We start from the raw sequence: 21,660 nt of genomic DNA on the forward strand, positions 1-21,660 counted from the left end.
AGGGCGCCAGAGTCTCTGGGTTCCCGCGTTCGCGGGAATGACGTCGGAAAACACGATTCTCAACCCGTCATTCCCGCGAACGCGGGAACCCAGAAAACAGCGTAGGAGCGGACTCCATCCGCGATTGGTCGATCCCCTGCGCCGAAATCGCGTATGAATCCGCTCCTACGAAATCACCGCGACGGGGCGTCAGTCTTCCTCGTCCAACTGGTACCGCGTCGGCACCAGGCTCTCCTTGATCCTGCGCAGGTGCGGCTGGAAGTCCACGCCGCGGCGCAGGGTCACGCCGGTGGCCAGCACGTCGAGCACCGTCAGCTGGATGATCCGCGAGGTCATCGGCATGTAGATGTCGGTGTCTTCCGGCAACGGGATGTCCAGGGTCAGGGTGCAGACCTTGGCCAGCGGCGAGTCGGCGGCGGTCAGGCCGAGCACCGAGGCGCCGTTGTCCCGCGCCAGGCGCGCCACGTCCACCAGTTCGCGGGTGCGGCCGGTATAGGAAATCACCACGAACAGGTCGCCGGTGTGCGCCACCGAGGCGATCATCCGCTGCATCAGCACGTCGCTCTGCGCCGACACCGCCAGGTTGAAGCGGAAGAACTTGTGCTGCGCGTCCAGCGCCACCGAGCTGGAGGCGCCGAGGCCGAAGAAGTGGATCTGCCGGGCCTGGATGAGCAGGTCCACGGCGCGGTCCACCGCGCGTGCGTCGATCAGCTTGTAGGCGGCGTCCAGCGAAGCGATGGTGCTGCTGAATATCTTCCGCGTGTACGCCTCCGGGCCGTCGTCCTCGGCCACCGCCTGGGTGACGAAGGCCGCGCCGCTGGCCAGGCTCTGCGCCAACTGGATCTTCAGCTCCGGGTAGCCGCTCATGCCGAAGGAACGGCAGAAGCGGTTCACCGTCGGCTCGCTGACGCTCGCGGCCTGGGCCAGCGCGGCGATGCTGAAGCGGGTGGCCTGCTGCGGGTTCTGCAGTATCACCTCGGCGACCTTGCGTTCGGCCTTGTTCAAGTCTTCCAGGCGCGTCTGGATCTGCTCCAGCAGGTTCTTCATCCGTTCTCCTTGGTGGCCCCTGTGGGGCAATCGACGGCCGGGGACGTGCCTGCGGCCAGCGGCGCTATCCTAACGTCAGGTCGGCAGACGACCAACTGGACCGTGCCTTGGGAAAAATATGTTGTTTAATTACTACATTTTTGCCTTAATGGCGCGGTGTATTCGGCAAATGTTCCTCAAAATCTGTTTGGTAACAACAAATGCCTGATGTCCGCGTTCTGCCTTGCACCCTGGCGCTGTTCGGCGCGCTGGGCGACCTCGCCCTCCGCAAGCTGATCCCCGCCCTCTACCAGCTCGACCGTGAAGGCCTGCTCCACGGCGACACCCGCATCCTCGCCCTGGCCCGCGAAGAAGGCGACCCCGCCGCCCACCTGGCCACCCTCGAGAAACGCCTGCGCCTGGCCGTGCCGGCGCGCGAATGGGACGACGCCGTGTGGGCGCGCTTCCAGCAGCGCCTGAGCTACCTGAGCATGGACTTCCTCGACGCCGCTTCCTACCCGGCGCTGCGCGACGCGGTGCCGGCCGGCCTGCCGCTGGTGGCCTATTTCGCCACCCCGGCCGCGGTCTACGGCGGCATTTGCGAGAACCTCGCCGCCCTCGGCCTGGCCGAGCGTACCCGGGTGGTGCTGGAGAAGCCCATCGGCCACGACCTGGCGTCCTCCCGCGAGGTCAACGAGGCGGTGGCGAAGTTCTTTCCGGAGAACCGCATCTACCGGATCGACCACTACCTGGGCAAGGAAACGGTACAGAACCTCATCGCCCTGCGCTTCGCCAACAGCCTGTTCGAGACGCAGTGGAACCAGAACCACATCTCCCACGTGGAGATCACCGTGGCCGAGAAGGTCGGCATCGAAGGCCGCTGGGGCTACTTCGACCAGGCCGGCCAGCTGCGCGATATGGTGCAGAACCACCTGCTGCAGCTGCTCTGCCTGATCGCAATGGACCCGCCCAGCGACCTCTCCGCCGACAGCATCCGCGACGAGAAGGTCAAGGTGCTGCGCGCCCTGGAGCCGATCCCGCCGGAGCAACTGGCCAGCCGCGTGGTGCGCGGCCAGTACACCGCCGGCTTCATCGACGGCAAGGCGGTGCCCGGCTACCTGGAAGAGGAACACGCCAACCGTATGAGCGGCGCCGAGACCTTCGTCGCCCTGCGCGTGGACATCCGCAACTGGCGCTGGTCCGGCGTGCCGTTCTACCTGCGCACCGGCAAGCGCATGCCGCAGAAGCTGTCGCAGATCGTCATCCACTTCAAGAACCCGCCGCACTACATCTTCGCCCCGGAGCAGCGCTCGCTGATCAGCAACCGCCTGATCATCCGCCTGCAGCCGGACGAGGGCATCTCCCTGCAGGTGATGACCAAGGACCAGGGCCTGGGCAAGGGCATGCAGCTGCGCACCGGGCCGCTGCAGCTGAGCTTCTCCGAGGCGTACCAGGCCGCGCGCGTGCCGGACGCCTACGAGCGGCTGCTGCTGGAGGTGATGCAGGGCAACCAGTACCTGTTCGTGCGCAAGGACGAAGTGGAGTTCGCCTGGAAGTGGTGCGACCACCTGATCGCCGGCTGGGAACGCCTGGGCGACGCCCCCAAACCCTACGCCGCCGGCACCTGGGGACCCCAGGCGGCCGTGGCGCTGATCGCGAGAGACGGGAAGGACTGGTATGGCGACCATTGATCTGAAACTGCCGGCCGGCGTGCGCTGGACGGCCTGGGAAAGCCCGGTGGCGCAGGCCCGCGGCCTGGCCGCCAATGTGGCCGAACAACTGCGCGGGGCCATCGCCGAGCGCGGCCGCGCGCTGCTGGCGGTGTCCGGCGGGCGCAGCCCGGTGGCGTTCCTCGAAGCCCTGAGCGGCGAAGTCCTCGATTGGGACAAGGTGACCGTGACCCTCGCCGACGAGCGCTGGGTGCCGGAAGTCCACCCGGACAGCAATGCCGGCCTGGTGCGCCGCCACCTGCTCAAGGGCGCGGCGGCCAAGGCGCTGTTCTGCGGCCTGTATCACTCGGCGCCGAGCCTGGAGGAAGCGGCGGCCATCGCCGACCGCCAGGTCGCCGAGCTGGCCCTGCCCATCGACGTGCTGGTGCTGGGCATGGGCGACGACGGCCACACCGCCTCGCTGTTCCCGGCCAGCCCCGGCCTGGCCGAGGCCCTCGACCCCGCCGGCGCGCGCCATTGCCTGCCGGCCTGGGCGCCGAGCGTGCCGCACCAGCGTCTGACCCTCAGCCGTGCGCTGCTGGCCGCTTCGCGGGTGCAACTGCTGGCGATCCAGGGCGAGGCCAAGCTGGCCACCCTGAAGGCCGCGCTGGCCGCCGAAGACGAAGCAAGCATACCGGTGAGCGCCTTCCTCCGCGCTCCCCTGTCGATCCACTGGTGCCCTTGAGGCACGGAGTTACCGCAACATGAGCCTTGATTCCCACATCCAGCGCATCGACGCCCTCGCCGAGCGCGCCCGCATCCTGCCGGTGATCACCATCGATCGCGAGCAGGACATCCTGCCCATGGCCGACGCCCTGGCCGCCGGCGGCATCACCGTGCTGGAAGTGACCCTGCGCACCCCGCTGGGCCTGACCGCCATCCGCACCCTGGCCGAACAGCGCCCGGAATTGTGCGTGGGCGCCGGCACCGTGCTGGACCCGCAAACCTTCCGCCAGGCGGAAGAGGCCGGCGCGCAGTTCATCGTCACCCCCGGCTGCACCGAGGAACTGCTGCAGCACGCGGTGAGCCGCCCGGTGCCGCTGCTGCCCGGCGTGGCCACCGCCTCCGAGATCATGGCCGCCTACCGCCACGGCCTGCGCCGCTTCAAGCTGTTCCCGGCCAAGGTGTGCGGCGGCGTGGAAGCGCTCAAGGCCTTCGCCGGCCCCTTCCCGGAAGTGCGCTTCTGCCCCACCGGCGGGGTAGGACCGGACAACCTGAACGACTATTACCGCCTGGACAACGTGATGTGCGTGGGGGGCACCTGGATGCTGCCCAAGGCTGCGGTCGCCAGCGGTGACTGGGCCGCGGTCGAGCGCCTGTCGCGCGAGGCCCTGGCGCTGCTCGAATCACACTGAGCTGTCCCACGATCGGACGTGCCCGGCCTTGTGCCGGGCTTTTTTATGGGGGCGGGGAGCTCGGTGATTCCAATCGCGGACGGAGTCCGCTCCTACGACCGTGCTTCCCTGAACCGTAGGAGCGGACTCTGTCCGCGATTCGGCGGATAACGCCGTAGACGTTATGCGCCCTACGACGAGCAGCCTTCCAGATAATGCCGCAACCGCTCCTGCAGATAGGGCACCGCCTCCCCCTCATCCAACCCGAGGTACTCCTCCACCGCCATCAGCCGCCAATACTGCCCCTCGTCGCCGAAGCGGATCGCCGCGAACTCCGCCGCCCTCAGCCGCGCCACCAGGAACCAGGCCCAGGGCGCCGGGCCGTGGGTGGCGCGGTAGCGGCGCTGCCATTCGATGCGCTCCTGGCCCAGGCGGATGGCGAACTCCTCCTCCAGTTCGCGCAACGCGCATTCGGCCGGGGTTTCCGCACCTTCGCGGCCGCCGCCGGGAAAGTCCCAGCAGCCGGGGAAGGGAATGCCGGGCTTTTTGTCGCGGCGGTAGACCACCAGGTGGCCGTCGTGGAACAGCGCCAGCTTGGCGCCGGTGAAGGCGGATTCGTCGCTCAACTCGGTTTTCCCCTGAAAGCGGCGCGAATGGCAAAAGCGGCTAGGCTTTCCCGATCACGGACGGTGCTTTGCCGCGCCCAAGCGCGTATGATGCGCGACCTTTTTCTTCGTTGCATGACACACCGGGAGGTGCCCAGATGAACGACACGCACGAAAACCCAGAAATTTCCCCCGCCGGCGAGAAGCTGCAGAAGGTCCTGGCCCGTCTGGGCGTCGGCTCGCGCCGTGACGTCGAGGCCTGGATCGAGGAAGGCCGGGTCAAGGTCAACGGCGTGGTCGCCAGCCTCGGCCAGCGCGTGGAAGGCCACGACGCCATCGCCGTCGACGAGCACCTGATCCGCCGCGAGCAGGCCGAAGAGCACGTGCGCCGCGTGCTGATCTACAACAAGCCCGAGGGCGAGGTCTGCACCCGCGACGACCCGGAAGGCCGTCCCACCGTGTTCGACCGCCTGCCGCGCCTGCGCAGCGGCCGCTGGATCAACGTCGGCCGCCTGGACATCAACACCACCGGCCTGCTGCTGTTCACCACCGACGGCGAGTTGGCCAACCGCCTGATGCACCCGTCCTACGAGATGGACCGCGAGTACGCCGTGCGTGTGCGCGGCGAAGTCGACGAAGAGATGATCGAGCGCCTGAAAGCCGGCGTGATGCTCGAAGACGGCCCGGCCAAGTTCAGCGACATCCAGCAGGCGCCCGGCGGCGAAGGCTTCAACCACTGGTACCACGTGGTGGTGATGGAAGGCCGCAACCGCGAAGTGCGCCGCCTGTGGGAATCCCAGGGCGTGGTGGTGAGCCGCCTGAAGCGCGTGCGCTTCGGCCCGGTGTTCCTCACCTCCGAGCTGACCATGGGCCGCTACCGCGAGATGGACCAGCGCGAACTGGACATCCTCAGCGAAGAGGTCGGCCTGAAGCCGGTGAAACTGCCGGAGATGACCACCAAGGCCAAGGACAAGCTCGAACGCCAGCAGCGCAAGCTGGCCAAGCCGCTGGCGCGCAGCGAGCGCCCGGATGCCGGTCGCGGCAACCGTCAGCGCAAGGAGTCCTTCGAGGGCGAGCGTCCGAGCCGCAGCCCGCGTCCGGGCGCCAGCGAGCGTCCGGCCCGTGGCCCGCATCAGGATTCGGATCGTCCGGCTCGCGGTCCGCGCCAGGACTCCGATCGTCCGGTTCGCGGTCCGCGCCAGGATTCGGATCGTCCGGTTCGTGGTCCGCGCAAGGACTCCGATCGTCCGGCCCGTGGTCCGCGTCAGGATTCCGATCGTCCGGCCCGTGGTCCGCGCCAGGATGCCGACCGTCCGGCCCGCGGCCCGCGCAAGGACTCCGACCGCCCGGCCCGTGGCCCGCGCCAGGATTCCGAGCGTCCGGCCCGCGCGCCGCGTCCGGAAGGCCGTGGCAAGGCTCCGGTCGGCGAGGCGCCGCGTTCGCGTCCGGCCAAGCCGAGCGCCGAGCGTGACGAGCGCCCGTCCAAGCCGGTGGCGCGCAAGCCGCTGAACAAGCGCCGCCCGCAGCCGGCCGGCGACGGCATGCGCCCGGGCTTCAAGCGCTAAGCGTCAGGCATGAAAAAAGGGCTCCGCGGAGCCCTTTTTTTTCGTCTTCCGGAAAGTCCGCTCAGCCAGCGCAGGCCAGGCGGTTGCGGCCGTCGCGCTTGGCCGCGTAGAGCGCGGCGTCGGCCCGGTGCAGCAGGTCGTCGACGCGCTCGCCGGCGATCAGGGTGGCGCAGCCGAGGCTGACGGACAGCGGCACCGGCTTGCCATCGACGGCAAAGGCCAGCTCCTGGATGGCATGCCGCAGCCTTTCGCCGACCTGGGCGGCGCTGCTGCTCGGCGTGTTGGACAGCAGCACGAGGAACTCCTCGCCGCCGAAGCGGAAGACCATGTCGACGTTGCGCAGGCTCGCCTTGATCGCCCTGGCCACGCAGCGCAGGGCTTCGTCGCCGTGGCTGTGGCCGTACTGGTCGTTGATGCGCTTGAAGTGGTCCAGGTCGAGCATCAGCACCGACAGCGGCTGCAGGCTGCGCCGCGCCAGCTCGACCTCGCGGCCCAGGGCCTGGTCCATGGCGATGCGGTTGCCGGTGCCGGTCAGCGCGTCGCGCAGGGCGGCCTGGATGGCGGCGCGGTAGAGCAGGGCGTTGCGCAGCGGGTAGAGCAGGCTGGCGATCAGGCTTTCCAGCTGGCCCAGTTCGGTCTCGTCGAAGGGGCGGCGGCGGCGGAAGGCCAGCTCGCCCAGGTATTCCCCGGCATGGTTGAGGTTGTAGGTGGCGCCGTGGCTGGCCGCTTCGCCGAACTCCAGGCGCAGGTCGGCGCTGCCGTTCTGGTAGCTCAGGTAGTCCAGCGGCAGCAGCGCCTGGATCTCCTGGAAGAACAGGCCCAGGACGCGCTCGGCCTCGAGGCTGGTCTGCAGCTGCACGGCGAGCTGCCGGCGCACGTCCGTCAGGCTGGCCGGGCGCCGGCCGCGCGGGCGGGCGTTCTCGCCCAGGCTCAGGCGCTGGAGCTTGGCGGTGTCGAAATCGATGGTGTTGGACTGCTTGGGCGGGGCCATGACGCGTGGCGACCTCTGGCGCAAAACGGCGACAGTGAGGGCTGAGCTATTTTCGTGCCAACCCGCGGAAAGTTCTGTTCTGACGGCTCAAGGGACCGTCTGGCGCGGGCTTGGTTCCGTAGGCTGGGAGTGCCCCGGAGGGTGGGATGTCAAAATGATGGCGAATTTTCCGGGGTGGCCGTAGGCGCTTTCCCCGGGCGTAGCCGGAAAACCGGCGGGGCGACTATCGCGCCGCCCCGTGCCGGTCAGGCCTGGGCGTCGAAGGCCTGGCCGTTGACGCCGATGCTGTCCGGGCCCATCAGGTACAGGTAGACCGGCATGATCTCGTCGGGCGCCGGGTTGTTCGCCGGGTTCTCGCCCGGGTAGGCCATGGCGCGCATGCTGGTGCGGGTGGCGCCGGGGTTGACGCTGTTGGCGCGGACGGCGTTGGTGCCGTCGCACTCGTCGGCCATCACCTGCATCAGGCCCTCGGTGGCGAACTTGGACACCGCGTAGGCGCCCCAGTAGGCGCGGCCCTTACGCCCGACGCCGCTGGAGGTGAAGATCACCGAGGCGTCGCTGGCCAGCTTGAGCAGCGGCAGCATGGCGTGGGTCAGCATGAACACGGCGTTGACGTTGACCTGCATGACGCGCATGAAGTTTTCCCCGGAAATCTGCTCGATGGGCGAGCGCAGGCCGAGGATGGAGGCGTTGTGCAGCAGGCCGTCGAGCTTGCCGCATTCCTTCTCGATGGTCGCCGCCAGCTCGTCGTACTGGTGCGGCTGGGCGGTTTCCAGGTTGAAGGGGATGACCACCGGCTGCGGGTGGCCGGCGGCCTCGATCTGGTCGTAGGTCTGGTTGAGGTTTTCTTCGCTCTTGCCCAGCAGCAGCACGGTGGCGCCGTGGGCGGCATAGGCCCGCGCGGCGGCGGCACCGATGCCGCGGCCGGCGCCGGTGACCAGGATCACCCGGTCCTTGAGCAGGTCGGAGGGGGCGCAATAGTCGAACATGGAATCTCCTTCGGCGAGCGGCAAGCTTCAAGCTGCAAGCGACAAAGAGCGGCTTGAGCTTGAGGCTTGCAGCTTGTTGCTTGGGGCTGCTGCTCTAGCAGCTACAGAGGGCGCGGTCGAGCACCGCCAGCAGGTCGCGCGGATGGTCGACGATCACGTCGGCGCCCCAGTGCGCGGGGTTGTCCTCGGGGTGGATGTAGCCGTAGCGCACCGCCGCGGTCTTGGTGCCGGCGGCGCGGCCGGACTCGATGTCGCGCAGGTCGTCGCCGATGAACAGCACCTGCGCCGGGTCGATGCCCAGCTGGCTGCAGGCCAGCAGCAGCGGCTCCGGGTCGGGCTTGCTGTTGGTCACGTGGTCCGGGCAGACCAGCACCGCCGAGCGCTCGGCCAGGCCCAGCTGCTGCATGATCGGTTCGGCGAAGCGCACCGGCTTGTTGGTCACCACGCCCCAGATCAGGTTGGCCCGCTCGATGCTTTCCAGCAGCTCCGGCATGCCGTCGTACAGGCGGCTGTAGACCGCGCAGTGGTCCTGGTAGCGGTCGAGGAATTCCTGGCGCAGCGTCTCGAAGCCGTCGGCTTCCGGGTCCATGTCGAAGGTCGCGGCGACCATGGCGCGGGCGCCGCCGGAGACCACGTCGGCGATGCGCTGGGCGTCGATCGGCGCGCGGCCATGGGCGGCGAGCATGGCCTGGCACACGGCGATGAAGTCCGGCGCAGTGTCCAGCAGGGTGCCGTCCATGTCGAAGAGAACCGCTCTGAGCTGCATCGCCGTCATTCCTCGCGCAGGGTCTGGATCATGTAGTTGACGTCGACGTCGTCGGCCAGCTTGTAGTGCTTGGTCAGCGGGTTGTAGGTCAGGCCGATGATGTCCTTGACCGCCAGACCCGCATCGCGCGACCAGGCGCCCAGCTCGGAGGGGCGGATGAACTTCTTGAAGTCGTGGGTGCCGCGCGGCAGCAGGCGCATGACGTACTCGGCGCCGACGATGGCGAACAGGTAGGCCTTGGGGTTGCGGTTGATGGTGGAGAAGAACACCTGGCCGCCGGGCTTGACCATCTTGTGGCAGGCGCGGATCACCGAGGCCGGGTCGGGCACGTGCTCGAGCATTTCCAGGCAGGTGACCACGTCGAACCGCCCGGGCATTTCCTCGGCCAGCTGTTCGGCGGTGATGCGCCGGTATTCCACCGGCACCCCGGATTCCAGCTGGTGCAGCTGGGCCACTGCCAGCGGCGCCTCGCCCATGTCGATGCCCATGACGGTGGCGCCGCGCTGGGCCATGGCCTCGCTGAGGATGCCGCCGCCGCAGCCGACGTCCAGCACCTTCTTGCCGGCCAGGCTGGCGCGCTCGTCGATCCAGTTGACGCGCAGCGGGTTGATGTCGTGCAGCGGCTTGAACTCGCTCTCGCGGTCCCACCAGCGATGGGCCAGTGCCTCGAATTTGGCGATCTCGGCGTGGTCGACGTTGCTCATGGCGTACCTTCGTTGCAAATCATGGGAAATCGTGGCGCGCAGGCCGACTATGATGCCAGCTTCGCGCGGCGGATGGGCGCGGCATGACAGATTGTCGCAGCCGCGCCCGGCAGTGTTCAGGCGCCGGCGATGCGCCGGCCCCAGGCGCCGACCTCGGCGGCCAGGCGGCCCTCGTCCAGGCGCGTCAGGCGGCCGGCGTCCAGCAGCTGCTTGCCGCTGACCCACAGGTGGCGCACGCAGTCGCGGCCGGTGGCGTAGATCAGTTGCGAGACCGGCTCGTAGACCGGCTGCTGGGCCAGCCCGGAAAGGTCGAAGGCCACCAGGTCCGCGGACTTGCCCAGCTCCAGCGAGCCGATTTCCTGCTCCAGGCCCAGGGCGCGGGCGCCGTTCAGGGTGGCCATGCGCAGCGCGCGGTGGGCATCCAAGGCAGTGGCCTGGCCGGCCACTGCCTTGGCCAGCAGGGCGGCGGTGCGGGTTTCGCCGAGCAGGTCGAGGTCGTTGTTGCTGGCCGCGCCGTCGGTGCCTATGGCGACGTTGACCCCGGCCTGCCACAGGCGTTCCACCGGGCAGAAGCCGCTGGCCAGCTTGAGGTTGGATTCCGGGCAGTGGATCACCGAGCTGTTGGTTTCCACCAGCAGTTCCAGGTCCTCGTCGCTCACCTGGGTCATGTGCACGGCCTGGAAGCGCGGCCCCAGCAGGCCCAGGCGGTGCAGCCGGGCCAGCGGGCGCTCGGCGCTCTTCTCCAGGGCCTGCTGGACCTCGAAGGCAGTCTCGTGGACGTGCATCTGGATGCCGGCGTCGAGTTCCTCGGCCAGCATCAGCACGTTCTCCAGCTTGTCATCGCCGACCGTGTAGGGCGCGTGCGGGCCGAAGGCCACGCGGATGCGCGGGTGGTGCTTGAGGTCGTCGTGCAGCGCCACGCCCTGGCGGATCGCCTCCTGGGCGTCGCGGGCGCCGGGCATGGGGAAGTCCAGCACCGGCACGCAGACCTGGGCGCGGATGCCGCTGTCGTGGACCGCCTCGCAGGTCACCCGCGGGTGGAAGTACATGTCCGAGAAGCAGCTGATGCCGCCCTTGATCTGTTCGGCGATGGCCAGCTCGCTGCCGGTGCGCACGAAGTCCTCGTCCACCCATTTCGCCTCGGCCGGCCAGATGTGCTCCTGCAGCCAGGTCATCAGCGGCAGGTCGTCGGCCAGGCCGCGGAACAGGCTCATGGCGGCGTGGCCATGGGCGTTGACCAGGCCCGGAGCGAGCAGCATGCCCGGCAGCTCGCGGGTTTCCGCCGCCGGCTGGCGCAGGGCTTCGGCGCGCGGGGCGAGGAGGGCGATGCGGCCGTCGCGGATGCCCAGCGCATGGTCGCGCAGGACCACGCCGGCGGGCTCCACCGGGACTATCCAGGTCGGCAGCAGAAGCAGGTCGAGAGGGGCTTTGGCGTCGGGCATGGGGCGCTTCCTGCGGCGCGGGAACGGGTGGCCGGCAGTATACCCGAGCACCTTGGCCTGCGGCTCGTTATACTCGCGGGTTTTCCCGGCCCTGGCCGGGCTCGATATCGGCGCGCCGCCCGGCGCGCCCGGACCTGATAGAAGAACGAGGTGTTCCATGCGTGAGCGACTGTTGGCGGCCGAGCGGGTCACGGCCATTGATTGGCGCAAGGGCACCCTTCGTCTGCTCGACCAGCGCCTGTTGCCGCTGGAGGAAACCTGGCTGAGCTACGACAGCGCCGCCGGCGTCGCCGAGGCCATCCGCCAGATGGTGGTGCGCGGCGCCCCGGCCATCGGCATCGCCGCGGCCTACGGCCTGGTGCTGGGCCTGCAGGCCCGCCTGAACAATGGCGGCGCCTGGCGCGAGGCCCTGGAGGACGACTTCCGCGTGCTGGCCGAATCGCGGCCCACGGCGGTCAACCTGTTCTGGGCGCTGAACCGCATGCGCGAGCGCCTCGAACGCCTGAAGCCGGGCGACGACCCGCTGCAGGTGCTGGAAGCCGAGGCTATCGCCATCCACGAGAGCGACCGCGAGGCCAACCTGACCATGGCCCAGCTCGGTGTCGAGCTGATCCGCAAGCAGCACTCCGGCCCGCAGAAGATCCTCACTCACTGCAACACCGGCGCCCTGGCCACCGGCGGCTTCGGCACCGCCCTGGGGGTGATCCGAGCGGCGCACCTGGAGGGCCTGGTCGAGCGCATCTACGCCGATGAGACGCGCCCCTGGCTGCAGGGCGCGCGCCTGACCGCCTGGGAGCTGGCCAACGAGGGCGTGCCGGTCACCCTGAATGTCGACGCCGCGGCGGCGCACCTGATGAAGACCCAGAGCATCACCTGGGTCATCGTCGGCGCCGACCGCATCACCGCCAACGGCGACGTGGCGAACAAGATCGGCACCTACCAGCTGGCGATCAACGCCATGCACCACGGCGTGCGCTTCATGGTGGTGGCGCCCAGCTCGACCATCGACATGAACCTGGAAAGCGGCGAGGACATCCCCATCGAGGAGCGTGACGGCCGCGAACTCCTGGAAATCGGCGGCAAGCGGATAGCCGCCGAGGTGGATGCCTACAATCCGGTGTTCGACGTGACCCCGGCCGACCTGATCGATGCCATCGTGACCGAGCGCGGCGTCGTCGAGCGTCCGGACACCGAGCGCATGGCCCAGTTGATGAGCCGCAAGCGCCTGCATTGAGGGCGCCCGGCGGGGATAGGTGTTCCCCCTGGCTTGTGGTAAGCTCCGACGGTTCTCAGTGGGGCCTTTTCAGGGCCCCGTCGATTGCGCGGATCATTGACCTAAGTCGTTGATTTGTTGTGAGTCGATGGCGTTCTGATAGCGCTGTCGCACTCCGCCGGGCTCGGGACGGGCGAGGCGGAGTTCCATCTGCAAAAGGAACCAGGCTTCTCATGGGCGAACTGGCCAAAGAAATCCTCCCGGTCAACATCGAAGACGAACTCCGACAGTCCTACCTCGATTACGCCATGAGCGTGATCGTCGGTCGTGCCCTGCCCGATGCACGCGATGGCCTCAAGCCCGTGCACCGCCGCGTCCTGTACGCCATGAGCGAACTGGGCAACGACTGGAACAAGCCCTACAAGAAATCCGCCCGTGTGGTCGGCGACGTGATCGGTAAATACCACCCGCACGGCGACACCGCGGTGTACGACACCATCGTGCGTATGGCCCAGCCGTTCTCGCTGCGCTACATGCTGGTGGACGGCCAGGGCAACTTCGGTTCGGTGGACGGCGACAACGCCGCGGCCATGCGCTACACCGAAGTGCGCATGGCCAAGCTGGCCCACGAGCTGCTGGCGGACCTGGACAAGGAAACCGTCGACTGGGTGCCCAACTACGACGGCACCGAGCAGATCCCGGCGGTCATGCCGACCAAGATCCCCAACCTGCTGGTCAACGGCTCCAGCGGCATCGCCGTGGGCATGGCGACCAACATCCCGCCGCACAACCTGGGCGAGGTGATCGACGGCTGCCTGGCGCTGATGGACAACCCCGAGCTGTCCGTCGACGACCTGATGCAGTACATCCCCGGTCCCGACTTCCCGACCGCCGGCATCATCAACGGCCGCGCCGGCATCATCGAGGCCTACCGTACCGGCCGCGGGCGCATCTACATCCGTGCCCGCGCCGATATCGAGGACATGGAGAAGGGCGGCAACCGCCAGCAGATCATCATCACCGAGCTGCCCTACCAGCTGAACAAGGCGCGGCTGATCGAGAAGATCGCCGAGCTGGTGAAAGAGAAGAAGATCGAAGGCATCACCGAGCTGCGCGACGAGTCCGACAAGGACGGCATGCGCGTGGTCATCGAGCTGCGCCGCGGCGAAGTCGGCGAGGTGGTGCTGAACAACCTCTACGCCCAGACCCAGCTGCAGAGCGTGTTCGGCATCAACGTGGTGGCCCTGGTCGACGGCCAGCCGCGCACGCTGAACCTCAAGGACATGCTCGAAGTCTTCATCCGCCACCGCCGCGAAGTGGTGACCCGGCGGACCGTCTACGAGCTGCGCAAGGCCCGCGAGCGCGGCCACATCCTCGAAGGCCAGGCGGTCGCGCTGTCGAACATCGACCCGGTGATCGAGCTGATCAAGACCTCGCCGACCCCGGCCGAGGCCAAGGAGCGCCTGATCGCCACCGCCTGGGAATCCAGTGCGGTGGAAGCCATGGTCGAGCGCGCCGGCGCCGATGCCTGCCGCCCGGAAGACCTGGACCCGCAGTACGGCCTGCGCGAGGGCAAGTACTACCTGTCGCCGGAGCAGGCCCAGGCCATCCTGGAACTGCGCCTGCACCGCCTGACCGGCCTGGAGCACGAGAAGCTCCTGTCCGAATATCAGGAAATCCTCACCCTGATCGGCGAGCTGATCCGTATCCTGACCAACCCGCAGCGCCTGATGGAAGTCATCCGCGAGGAGCTGGAGAAGGTCAAGGCCGAGTTCGGCGACGCCCGCCGCACCGAGATCGTCGCCTCCCAGGTGGACCTGACCATCGCCGACCTCATCACCGAGGAAGAGCGCGTGGTGACCATCTCCCACGGTGGCTACGCCAAGTCGCAGCCGCTGGCCGCCTATGAGGCCCAGCGCCGCGGTGGCAAGGGCAAGTCGGCCAGCTCGGTGAAGGAAGAGGACTACATCGAACACCTGCTGGTGGCCAACAGCCATGCCACCCTGCTGCTGTTCTCCAGCAAGGGCAAGGTCTACTGGCTGCGCACCTTCGAGATCCCGGAAGCCTCGCGCACCGCGCGCGGCCGTCCGCTGGTCAACCTGCTGCCGCTGGACGAGGGCGAACGCATCACCGCCATGCTGCAGATCGACCTGGAAGCCGTGCGCGCCCAGTTCGCTGGCGAGGAAGGCGATGACGACGACGTGGTCGCCGAGCAGGTCGCCGAAGTGGTGGAAGCCGAAGAGGGCGAAGAGGGCGACGACGCCGACTTCAGCCAGGATGAGCCGACCGGCGCCTACATCTTCATGGCCACCATGAAGGGCACCGTGAAGAAGACCCCGCTGATCCAGTTCACCAAGCCGCGTTCCAACGGCCTGATCGCGCTGAAACTGGAGGAGGGCGACTCGCTGATCGCCGCCGCCATCACCGACGGCTCGAAGGACGTGATGATGTTCTCCGACGCCGGCAAGGTGATCCGCTTCAAGGAAAGCAAGGTGCGCATCATGGGCCGTAACGCCCGTGGCGTGCGCGGCATGCGCCTGGCCGAAGACCAGCGCATCATCTCCATGCTGATCCCCGAATGCCGCGAGGCGCAGATTCTCAGCGCCTCCGAGCGCGGTTACGGCAAGCGCACCCCGCTGGCCGACTATCCGCGTCGCGGCCGCGGTGGCCAGGGCGTGATCGCCATGGTCATCAACGAGCGCAACGGCAAGCTGGTGGGCGCCGTGCAGGTGCTGGACGGCGAGGAGATCATGCTGATTTCCGACCAGGGCACCCTGGTCCGCACCCGCGTCGACGAAGTCCGCGGCGCGGGCCGCAACACCCAGGGCGTGATCCTCATCAAGCTGGCCGCCGACGAGACCCTGGTGGGCCTGGAGCGGGTGCAGGAGCCGACCGTGGTCGAGGGCGAAGTCGTGGACGACGAAGCGTTCGACGAGAATCAAGAAGCAGGCGAAGCCGCGGCCGAGGAAGCGCCGCAGGCCAGCGAAGACTGATTAGCGAGAGTGGATGTGAGCAAGCGAGCCTATAACTTCTGCGCAGGTCCAGCTGCGCTTCCCACCGAGGTGCTGGAGCGCGCCCGCGAAGAGCTGCTCGACTGGCAGGGCAAGGGCCTGTCGGTCATGGAGATGAGCCACCGCAGCGACGACTACGTGGCCATCGCCGAGAAGGCCGAGCAGGACCTGCGCGACCTGATGGGCGTGCCGTCGAACTACAAGGTGCTGTTCCTCCAGGGCGGCGCCAGCCAGCAGTTCGCCGAGATTCCGCTGAACCTGCTGCCCGAGGACGGCGTGGCCGACTACGTGGAAACCGGCATCTGGTCGAAGAAGGCCATCGAGGAAGCGCGCCGTTTCGGCAACGTCAACGTAGTCGCCAGCGCCTCCAGGTACGACTATTTCGCCATCCCCGGGCAGAACGAGTGGAACCTGACGCCGAACGCAGCCTACCTGCACTACGCGTCCAACGAGACCATCGGCGGCCTGGAGTTCGACTGGATTCCGGAAGTGGGTGACGTGCCGCTGGTGGTGGACATGTCCTCGGACATCCTCTCGCGCCCGGTCGACGTGTCGAAGTTCGGCCTGATCTACGCCGGCGCGCAGAAGAACATCGGCCCGTCCGGCCTGGTGGTGGTCATCGTCCGCGAAGACCTGCTCGGCCGCGCCCGCAGCATCTGCCCGACCATGCTCAACTACAAGGTCGCCGCCGACAACGGCTCCATGTACAACACCCCGGCCACCTATTCCTGGTACCTCTCCGGCCTGGTCTTCCAGTGGCTGAAGGAGCAGGGCGGCGTCGAGGCCATGGAGCGGCGCAACCGCGCGAAGAAGGACCTGCTGTACTCCTTCATCGACGCCAGCGATTTCTACACCAACCCGATCCAGCACAGCGCCCGTTCCTGGATGAACGTGCCGTTCCGCCTGGCCGACGAGAAGCTCGACAAGGCCTTCCTCGCCGGCGCCGACGCCCGTGGCCTGCTCAACCTCAAGGGCCACCGTTCGGTGGGCGGTATGCGCGCCTCCATCTACAACGCCCTGGGCCTGGACGCCATCGAGGCCCTGGTGGCCTACATGGCCGAGTTCGAGAAGGAGCACGGCTGATGAGCGACGCTGACCAGCTCAAGGCTTTGCGCGTACGCATCGACAGCCTCGACGAGAAGATCCTCGAGCTGATCAGCGAACGCGCCCGCTGCGCCACCGACGTGGCGCGGGTGAAGATGCAGTCCCTGGCCGAGGGCGAGAAGCCGGTGTTCTACCGGCCCGAGCGCGAGGCCTGGGTGCTCAAGCACATCATGGAGCTGAACAAGGGCCCGCTGGGCAACGAGGAAGTGGCGCGGCTGTTCCGCGAGATCATGTCTTCCTGCCTGGCCCTGGAGCAGCCGCTCAAGGTCGCCTACCTCGGCCCCGAGGGCACCTTCACCCAGGCCGCGGCGCTCAAGCACTTCGGCCATGCGGTGATCAGCACGCCGATGGCGGCCATCGACGAAGTGTTCCGCGAAGTGGCCGCCGGCGCGGTGAACTTCGGCGTGGTGCCGGTGGAAAACTCCACCGAGGGCGCGGTGAACCACACCCTGGACAGCTTCCTCGAACACGACATGGTGATCTGCGGCGAGGTCGAGCTGCGCATCCACCACCACCTGCTGGTGGGCGAGAACACCAAGACCGACAGCATCACCCGCATCTATTCCCACGCCCAGTCCCTGGCCCAGTGCCGCAAGTGGCTGGACGCGCACTACCCGAACGTCGAGCGCGTGGCGGTGCCGAGCAACGCCGACGCCGCCAAGCGGGTGAAGAGCGAGTGGAACAGCGCGGCCATCGCCGGCGACATGGCGGCCAGCTTGTACGGCCTGGACAAGCTGCACGAGAAGATCGAGGACCGCCCGGACAACTCCACGCGCTTCCTCATCATCGGCAGCCAGGAAGTGCCGCCGACCGGCGACGACAAGACCTCGATCATCGTCTCCATGCGCAACAAGCCCGGCGCGCTGCACGAGTTGCTGGTGCCGTTCCACACCAACGGCATCGACCTGACGCGCATCGAGACCCGCCCGTCGCGCAGCGGCAAGTGGACCTACGTGTTCTTCATCGACTTCGTCGGCCACCACAAGGACCCGCTGATCAAGGACGTGCTGGAGAAGATCAACGGCGAAGCCGTGGCGCTGAAGGTGCTGGGCTCCTATCCCAAAGCGGTACTTTAACTGCGGCGGCAGGCGGCAGGCGGCAGGCTACAGGCGGTGAAGAGCGTCTATGCCTGCAGCCTGGGGCCTGTAGCCTGAGGCCTTTTATATGTCTTGCGACTTCCTCGCCCTGGCCCAGCCGGGCGTACAGAAACTCTCGCCCTACGTGCCGGGCAAGCCGGTGGACGAACTGGCCCGCGAGCTGAACCTGGACCCGGCGAAGATCGTCAAGCTGGCCAGCAACGAGAACCCGCTGGGCCCCAGCGCCAAGGTCCTGGAAGCGATCCGCGGCGAACTGGCGGAAATGACCCGCTATCCCGACGGCAACGGCTTCGAGCTGAAGAGCAAACTGGCTGCCCGCTGCGGCGTTTCCACCGCCGAGGTGACCCTCGGCAACGGCTCCAACGACATCCTCGACCTGGTCGCCCGCGCCTACCTGGCGCCGGGCCTTAACGCCGTGTTCAGCCAGTACGCCTTCGCCGTCTACCCGATCTCCACCCAGGCCGTCGGCGCCGAGGGCAGGGCTGTGCCGGCGAAAGACTGGGGGCATGACCTGGAAGCCATGCTGGCGGCCATCGACGCCAACACCCGCGTGGTCTTCATCGCCAACCCGAACAACCCCACCGGCACCTGGTTCGGCCCGGACGCGCTGGAGCAATTCCTCTCCCGCGTGCCGGAAAACGTCCTGGTGGTGCTGGACGAGGCCTACATCGAGTACGCCGAGGGCGACGAACTGCCCGACGGCCTGGCCTACCTGGCCCGCTACCCGAACCTGCTGGTCTCGCGCACCTTCTCCAAGGCCTACGGCCTGGCTTCGCTACGCGTCGGCTACGCCATCTCCTCGGCGCAGATCGCCGACGTGCTGAACCGCGTGCGCCAGCCGTTCAATGTCAACAGCCTGGCCCTGGCCGCCGCCTGCGCCGCGCTGGACGACGCCGAGTACCTGGCCGAAGGCAAGCGCATCAACGACGCCGGCATGCAGCAGCTGCAGGACGGCCTGCGCGCCCTGGGCCTGGCCTGGATTCCGTCGAAAGGCAACTTCCTCGCCGTCGACCTGCAGCGCGACGCCGGCCCGGTCTACCAGGCCCTGCTGGCAGAAGGCGTGATCGTCCGTCCGGTGGGCGGCTACGGCATGCCGCAGCACCTGCGCATCTCCATCGGCCTGCCGGAAGAGAACGCACGTTTCCTCGAAGCCCTGGCCAAGGTGCTCGCCCGTGCCTGAGGTGACGCCACGCAAGCTCCGCCGCCTGGTGGTGGTGGGGCTGGGCCTGATCGGCGGCTCCTTCGCCAAAGGGCTGCGCGAGAAAGGCCTGTTCGAGGAAGTGGTCGGCGTTGACCGCGACCCGCAGACCCGCCGCCTGGCGGTGCAGCTGGGCGTGGTCGACCGTTGCGAGGAGAGCCTGCGCGAAGGCTGCCGCGACGCCGACGTGATCCAGCTCGCCGTGCCCATCCTGGCCATGGAGAAGGTGCTGGCCGAACTGGCCACCTTCGACCTCGGTCACGCTGTGCTCACCGACGTCGGCAGCGCCAAGGGCAACGTGGTGCGCGCGGCCAGGGCCGTCTTCGGCGAGATGCCGGCGCGCTTCGTTCCTGGCCATCCCATCGCCGGCTCCGAGCAGAGCGGGGTGGAAGCGGCCAACGGCAAACTGTTCCGCCGTCATAAAGTCATCCTCACGCCGCTGGATAATGCCGACGCGGACGCGATCCAGTGCGTCGAGGCGCTGTGGCGCGAGCTGGGCGCGGACGTCGAGCTGATGGAAGTCGAGCACCATGACGAAGTGCTCGCCGCCACCAGCCACCTGCCGCACCTGCTGGCCTTCACGCTGGTCGACTCGCTGGCCAAGCGCAGCGAAAATCTGGAAATCTTCCGTTATGCCGCCGGCGGCTTCCGCGACTTCACGCGGATCGCCGGCAGCGACCCGACGATGTGGCACGACATCTTCCTTGCCAACCGCAAGGCGGTGCTGCGCATCCTCGACGTTTTCCGCGACGACCTCGACGCCCTGCGCGAGGCCGTCGATGCAGGGGACGGGCAGCAACTGATGGGCGTCTTCACCCGCGCCCGCGTCGCCCGTGAACATTTCAGCAAAATCCTGGCCCGCCGGGCCTATGTGGACGCCATGCACAACAACGACCTGATTTACCTGGCCCAGCCGGGTGGCCGCCTGTCCGGGCGCGTACGCGTTCCGGGCGACAAGTCCATCTCCCACCGCTCGATCATGCTCGGCTCCCTGGCCGAAGGCACCACCGAGGTGGAAGGCTTCCTCGAGGGCGAGGACGCCCTGGCCACCATTCAGGCGTTCCGCGACATGGGCGTGGTCATCGAAGGCCCGCACCACGGCCGCGTGACCGTCCACGGCGTCGGCCTGCACGGCCTGAAGCCGGCGCCGGGCCCCATCTACCTGGGCAACTCCGGAACCTCCATGCGCCTGCTCAGCGGCCTGCTGGCGGCGCAGCCGTTCGACAGCACCCTGACCGGCGACGCCTCGCTGACCAAGCGTCCGATGAACCGCGTGGCCAAACCGCTGCGCGAGATGGGCGCGGTGATCGAGACCGCCGCCGAAGGGCGCCCGCCACTGACCATCAAGGGCGGCCAGAAGCTGACCGGCATGCACTACGACATGCCCATGGCCAGCGCCCAGGTGAAATCCTGCCTGCTGCTCGCCGGCCTCTACGCCGCCGGTGAAACCTCGGTGACCGAGCCGGCGCCGACCCGCGACCACACCGAGCGCATGCTGCGCGGCTTCGGCTACCCGGTGGACGTGGAAGGCAGTACCGCCAAGGTCGAAAGCGGCCACAAGCTCAGCGCCACCAACATCGAAGTACCGGCGGACATCTCCTCCGCGGCCTTCTTCCTGGTCGCGGCGAGCATCGCCGAAGGTTCGGAGATCGTCCTCGAACACGTCGGCATCAACCCGACCCGCACCGGCGTCATCGACATCCTCAAGCTGATGGGCGCCGACATCACCCTGGAGAACCAGCGTGAAGTGGGCGGCGAGCCGGTGGCCGACCTGCGCGTGCGCTCGGCCAAGCTGAAAGGCATCGACATCCCCGAGGACCTGGTGCCCCTGGCCATCGACGAATTCCCCGTGCTGTTCGTCGCCGCCGCCAACGCAGAAGGTCGTACCGTGCTGCGCGGCGCCGAAGAACTGCGGGTGAAGGAATCCGACCGCATCCAGGTCATGGCCGACGGCCTGCTGGCCCTGGGCGTGAAGTGCGAGCCGACCCCGGACGGCATCATCATCGACGGCGGCGCCTACGGCGGCGGCGAAGTCTGGAGCCACGGCGACCATCGCATCGCCATGTCCTTCAGCGTGGCCTCGCTGCGCGCCTCGGCGCCGATCCGCATCCACGACTGCGCCAACGTCGCCACTTCCTTCCCGAACTTCCTCGGCCTGGCCGCGGGCGCCGGCATCCGCGTGGCGGAGGAGGGCAACTGATGGCCGCTTCCGACTTCGCCGCGGCCTGGCCGGTGGTCGCCATCGACGGCCCCAGCGGCTCCGGCAAGGGCACCGTGGCCGGCATCCTGGCCAAGCGCCTGGGCTGGAACCTGCTGGACTCCGGCGCGCTGTACCGCCTGCTGGCCTTCGCCGCCGGCAACCACGGCATCGACCTGACCAACGAGGAAGCCCTCAAGGTCCTGGCCGCGCACCTGGACGTGCAGTTCACCCACGCCAAGGGCGGCGAGGGCCAGCACATCATCCTCGAAGGCGAAGACGTCACCGACACCATCCGCACCGAACAGGTCGGCGCCGGCGCCTCCCAGGTCGCCGCGCTGCCGGCGGTGCGCGACGCCCTGCTGCAGCGCCAGCGCGCCTTCCTCGAAGCCCCGGGCCTGGTGGCCGACGGCCGCGACATGGGCACCGTGGTATTCCCCGGCGCGCCGCTGAAGATCTTCCTCACCGCTTCGGCCGAGGAGCGCGCCCGCCGCCGCTACCTGCAGCTCAAGGGCAAGGGCGTGGACTGCGACATGGCCGCGCTCACCGAGGAAATCCGCGCCCGCGACGAACGCGACAGCCAGCGCAGCGTGGCCCCGCTGAAGCCAGCCGAAGGCGCCATCGTGGTCGACTCCACCAGCATGAGCATCGAGGCGGTGGTGGACAGCATTCTTGGTGAGGTCGAGAGGCTCGGTCTGACCGACTGAGA

Annotated in this window: 17 protein-coding genes and 1 pseudogene; 11 read left to right on the top strand and 7 right to left on the bottom strand. The window is 68.2% G+C overall.

Annotated elements, in window-relative coordinates; genetic code table 11:
• Positions 1-189: 189 nt before the first annotated feature.
• Positions 190-1,047: a MurR/RpiR family transcriptional regulator gene (locus tag M8R19_RS24275; RefSeq protein WP_074976263.1), complete on the bottom strand. Its 858-nt coding sequence runs from the start codon at positions 1,045-1,047 to the stop codon at positions 190-192.
• A gap of 200 nt (positions 1,048-1,247) precedes the next feature.
• On the opposite strand from M8R19_RS24275, the gene zwf reads away from it, so the two are divergent.
• Genes zwf through M8R19_RS24290 form a run of 3 tightly spaced genes read left to right on the top strand, consistent with a single transcriptional unit; the run spans position 1,248 to position 4,090 of the window.
• Positions 1,248-2,717: a glucose-6-phosphate dehydrogenase gene (zwf, locus tag M8R19_RS24280; RefSeq protein WP_116425680.1), complete on the top strand. Its 1,470-nt coding sequence runs from the start codon at positions 1,248-1,250 to the stop codon at positions 2,715-2,717.
• Positions 2,704-3,420 (top strand): 6-phosphogluconolactonase, encoded by a 717-nt coding sequence (gene pgl, locus M8R19_RS24285; RefSeq protein WP_249919160.1) that lies wholly within the window; start codon positions 2,704-2,706, stop codon positions 3,418-3,420. Before zwf ends, pgl begins: the two co-directional genes overlap by 14 nt.
• Positions 3,421-3,439: 19 nt before the next feature.
• Complete coding sequence (locus M8R19_RS24290; protein ID WP_074976254.1) at positions 3,440-4,090, top strand: bifunctional 4-hydroxy-2-oxoglutarate aldolase/2-dehydro-3-deoxy-phosphogluconate aldolase; 651 nt, start codon at positions 3,440-3,442, stop codon at positions 4,088-4,090.
• A 170-nt stretch (positions 4,091-4,260) separates the two neighbouring features.
• On the opposite strand, the gene M8R19_RS24295 is transcribed toward M8R19_RS24290, so the two are convergent.
• On the bottom strand, positions 4,261-4,695 hold the full coding sequence (locus tag M8R19_RS24295) for an NUDIX hydrolase (RefSeq protein WP_249919161.1): 435 nt from the start codon (positions 4,693-4,695) through the stop codon (positions 4,261-4,263).
• Between the two features lie 137 nt (positions 4,696-4,832).
• Between M8R19_RS24295 and rluB the strand changes: the two are divergent.
• A pseudogene (rluB, locus tag M8R19_RS24300) lies at positions 4,833-6,023 on the top strand (23S rRNA pseudouridine(2605) synthase RluB); the annotation flags it as partial.
• 277 nt (positions 6,024-6,300) lie between these two features.
• Here rluB and M8R19_RS24305 read toward each other — a convergent pair.
• The 5 genes from M8R19_RS24305 to M8R19_RS24325 all read right to left on the bottom strand — a co-directional run bounded on the left by M8R19_RS24305 (position 6,301) and on the right by M8R19_RS24325 (position 11,131).
• The gene (locus tag M8R19_RS24305; protein ID WP_249919162.1) at positions 6,301-7,230 is read right to left on the bottom strand and encodes a GGDEF domain-containing protein; all 930 of its coding nucleotides are present in this window, start codon (positions 7,228-7,230) and stop codon (positions 6,301-6,303) included.
• 245 nt (positions 7,231-7,475) lie between these two features.
• Positions 7,476-8,219 carry a YciK family oxidoreductase gene (locus M8R19_RS24310; protein WP_249919163.1) on the bottom strand — a complete coding sequence of 248 codons (744 nt, stop codon included), beginning with the start codon at positions 8,217-8,219 and terminating at the stop codon, positions 7,476-7,478.
• A 94-nt stretch (positions 8,220-8,313) separates the two neighbouring features.
• Positions 8,314-8,994 carry an N-acetylmuramic acid 6-phosphate phosphatase MupP gene (mupP, locus tag M8R19_RS24315; RefSeq protein ID WP_249919164.1) on the bottom strand — a complete coding sequence of 227 codons (681 nt, stop codon included), beginning with the start codon at positions 8,992-8,994 and terminating at the stop codon, positions 8,314-8,316.
• Entirely contained in the window at positions 8,991-9,689 is a 699-nt protein-coding gene (gene ubiG, locus M8R19_RS24320) for a bifunctional 2-polyprenyl-6-hydroxyphenol methylase/3-demethylubiquinol 3-O-methyltransferase UbiG (protein WP_249919165.1), read from the bottom strand. Before ubiG ends, mupP begins: the two co-directional genes overlap by 4 nt.
• A 116-nt stretch (positions 9,690-9,805) precedes the next feature.
• Positions 9,806-11,131, bottom strand: coding sequence for a TRZ/ATZ family hydrolase (locus M8R19_RS24325; protein WP_074976238.1), 1,326 nt, complete (start codon positions 11,129-11,131; stop codon positions 9,806-9,808).
• Between the two features lie 157 nt (positions 11,132-11,288).
• Between M8R19_RS24325 and mtnA the strand changes: the two genes are divergently transcribed.
• From mtnA to cmk, 7 genes are all read left to right on the top strand, one after another.
• Entirely contained in the window at positions 11,289-12,365 is a 1,077-nt protein-coding gene (mtnA, locus tag M8R19_RS24330) for an S-methyl-5-thioribose-1-phosphate isomerase (protein ID WP_249919166.1), read from the top strand.
• 212 nt (positions 12,366-12,577) lie between these two features.
• Positions 12,578-15,337, top strand: a complete 2,760-nt coding sequence (gene gyrA, locus M8R19_RS24335) for a DNA gyrase subunit A (protein WP_249919167.1) — start codon at positions 12,578-12,580, stop codon at positions 15,335-15,337.
• A gap of 15 nt (positions 15,338-15,352) precedes the next feature.
• Positions 15,353-16,438 carry a 3-phosphoserine/phosphohydroxythreonine transaminase gene (serC, locus tag M8R19_RS24340; RefSeq protein ID WP_249919168.1) on the top strand — a complete coding sequence of 362 codons (1,086 nt, stop codon included), beginning with the start codon at positions 15,353-15,355 and terminating at the stop codon, positions 16,436-16,438.
• Positions 16,438-17,535 carry a prephenate dehydratase gene (gene pheA / locus M8R19_RS24345; RefSeq protein WP_043267575.1) on the top strand — a complete coding sequence of 366 codons (1,098 nt, stop codon included), beginning with the start codon at positions 16,438-16,440 and terminating at the stop codon, positions 17,533-17,535. The genes serC and pheA overlap by 1 nt, the downstream gene beginning before the upstream one ends.
• An 88-nt stretch (positions 17,536-17,623) precedes the next feature.
• On the top strand, positions 17,624-18,736 hold the full coding sequence (gene hisC / locus M8R19_RS24350; RefSeq protein WP_074976232.1) for a histidinol-phosphate transaminase: 1,113 nt from the start codon (positions 17,624-17,626) through the stop codon (positions 18,734-18,736).
• Positions 18,729-20,954, top strand: coding sequence for a bifunctional prephenate dehydrogenase/3-phosphoshikimate 1-carboxyvinyltransferase (locus tag M8R19_RS24355; protein WP_249919169.1), 2,226 nt, complete (start codon positions 18,729-18,731; stop codon positions 20,952-20,954). Before hisC ends, M8R19_RS24355 begins: the two co-directional genes overlap by 8 nt.
• Complete coding sequence (gene cmk, locus M8R19_RS24360; RefSeq protein WP_009620966.1) at positions 20,954-21,658, top strand: (d)CMP kinase; 705 nt, start codon at positions 20,954-20,956, stop codon at positions 21,656-21,658. Before M8R19_RS24355 ends, cmk begins: the two co-directional genes overlap by 1 nt.
• The last annotated feature ends 2 nt before the right edge of the window (positions 21,659-21,660 follow it).

Origin of the sequence: Pseudomonas sp. R3.Fl (assembly GCF_023516765.1) — a bacterium.
Classification (GTDB): Bacteria; Pseudomonadota; Gammaproteobacteria; order Pseudomonadales; family Pseudomonadaceae; genus Pseudomonas; species Pseudomonas citronellolis.

Excerpts from the sequence above, each read along its gene's own strand:
- pheA (WP_043267575.1), top strand. The coding sequence starts at position 16,438 with ATGAGCGACGCTGACCAGCTCAAGGCTTTGCGCGTACGCATCGACAGC.
- pgl (WP_249919160.1), top strand. The coding sequence starts at position 2,704 with ATGGCGACCATTGATCTGAAACTGCCGGCCGGCGTGCGCTGGACGGCC.
- gyrA (WP_249919167.1), top strand. The coding sequence starts at position 12,578 with ATGGGCGAACTGGCCAAAGAAATCCTCCCGGTCAACATCGAAGACGAA.
- M8R19_RS24290 (WP_074976254.1), top strand. The coding sequence starts at position 3,440 with ATGAGCCTTGATTCCCACATCCAGCGCATCGACGCCCTCGCCGAGCGC.
- M8R19_RS24305 (WP_249919162.1), bottom strand. The coding sequence starts at position 7,230 with ATGGCCCCGCCCAAGCAGTCCAACACCATCGATTTCGACACCGCCAAG.
- ubiG (WP_249919165.1), bottom strand. The coding sequence starts at position 9,689 with ATGAGCAACGTCGACCACGCCGAGATCGCCAAATTCGAGGCACTGGCC.
- zwf (WP_116425680.1), top strand. The coding sequence starts at position 1,248 with ATGCCTGATGTCCGCGTTCTGCCTTGCACCCTGGCGCTGTTCGGCGCG.
- M8R19_RS24325 (WP_074976238.1), bottom strand. The coding sequence starts at position 11,131 with ATGCCCGACGCCAAAGCCCCTCTCGACCTGCTTCTGCTGCCGACCTGG.
- hisC (WP_074976232.1), top strand. The coding sequence starts at position 17,624 with ATGTCTTGCGACTTCCTCGCCCTGGCCCAGCCGGGCGTACAGAAACTC.
- M8R19_RS24275 (WP_074976263.1), bottom strand. The coding sequence starts at position 1,047 with ATGAAGAACCTGCTGGAGCAGATCCAGACGCGCCTGGAAGACTTGAAC.
- cmk (WP_009620966.1), top strand. The coding sequence starts at position 20,954 with ATGGCCGCTTCCGACTTCGCCGCGGCCTGGCCGGTGGTCGCCATCGAC.
- mtnA (WP_249919166.1), top strand. The coding sequence starts at position 11,289 with ATGCGTGAGCGACTGTTGGCGGCCGAGCGGGTCACGGCCATTGATTGG.
- M8R19_RS24310 (WP_249919163.1), bottom strand. The coding sequence starts at position 8,219 with ATGTTCGACTATTGCGCCCCCTCCGACCTGCTCAAGGACCGGGTGATC.
- mupP (WP_249919164.1), bottom strand. The coding sequence starts at position 8,994 with ATGACGGCGATGCAGCTCAGAGCGGTTCTCTTCGACATGGACGGCACC.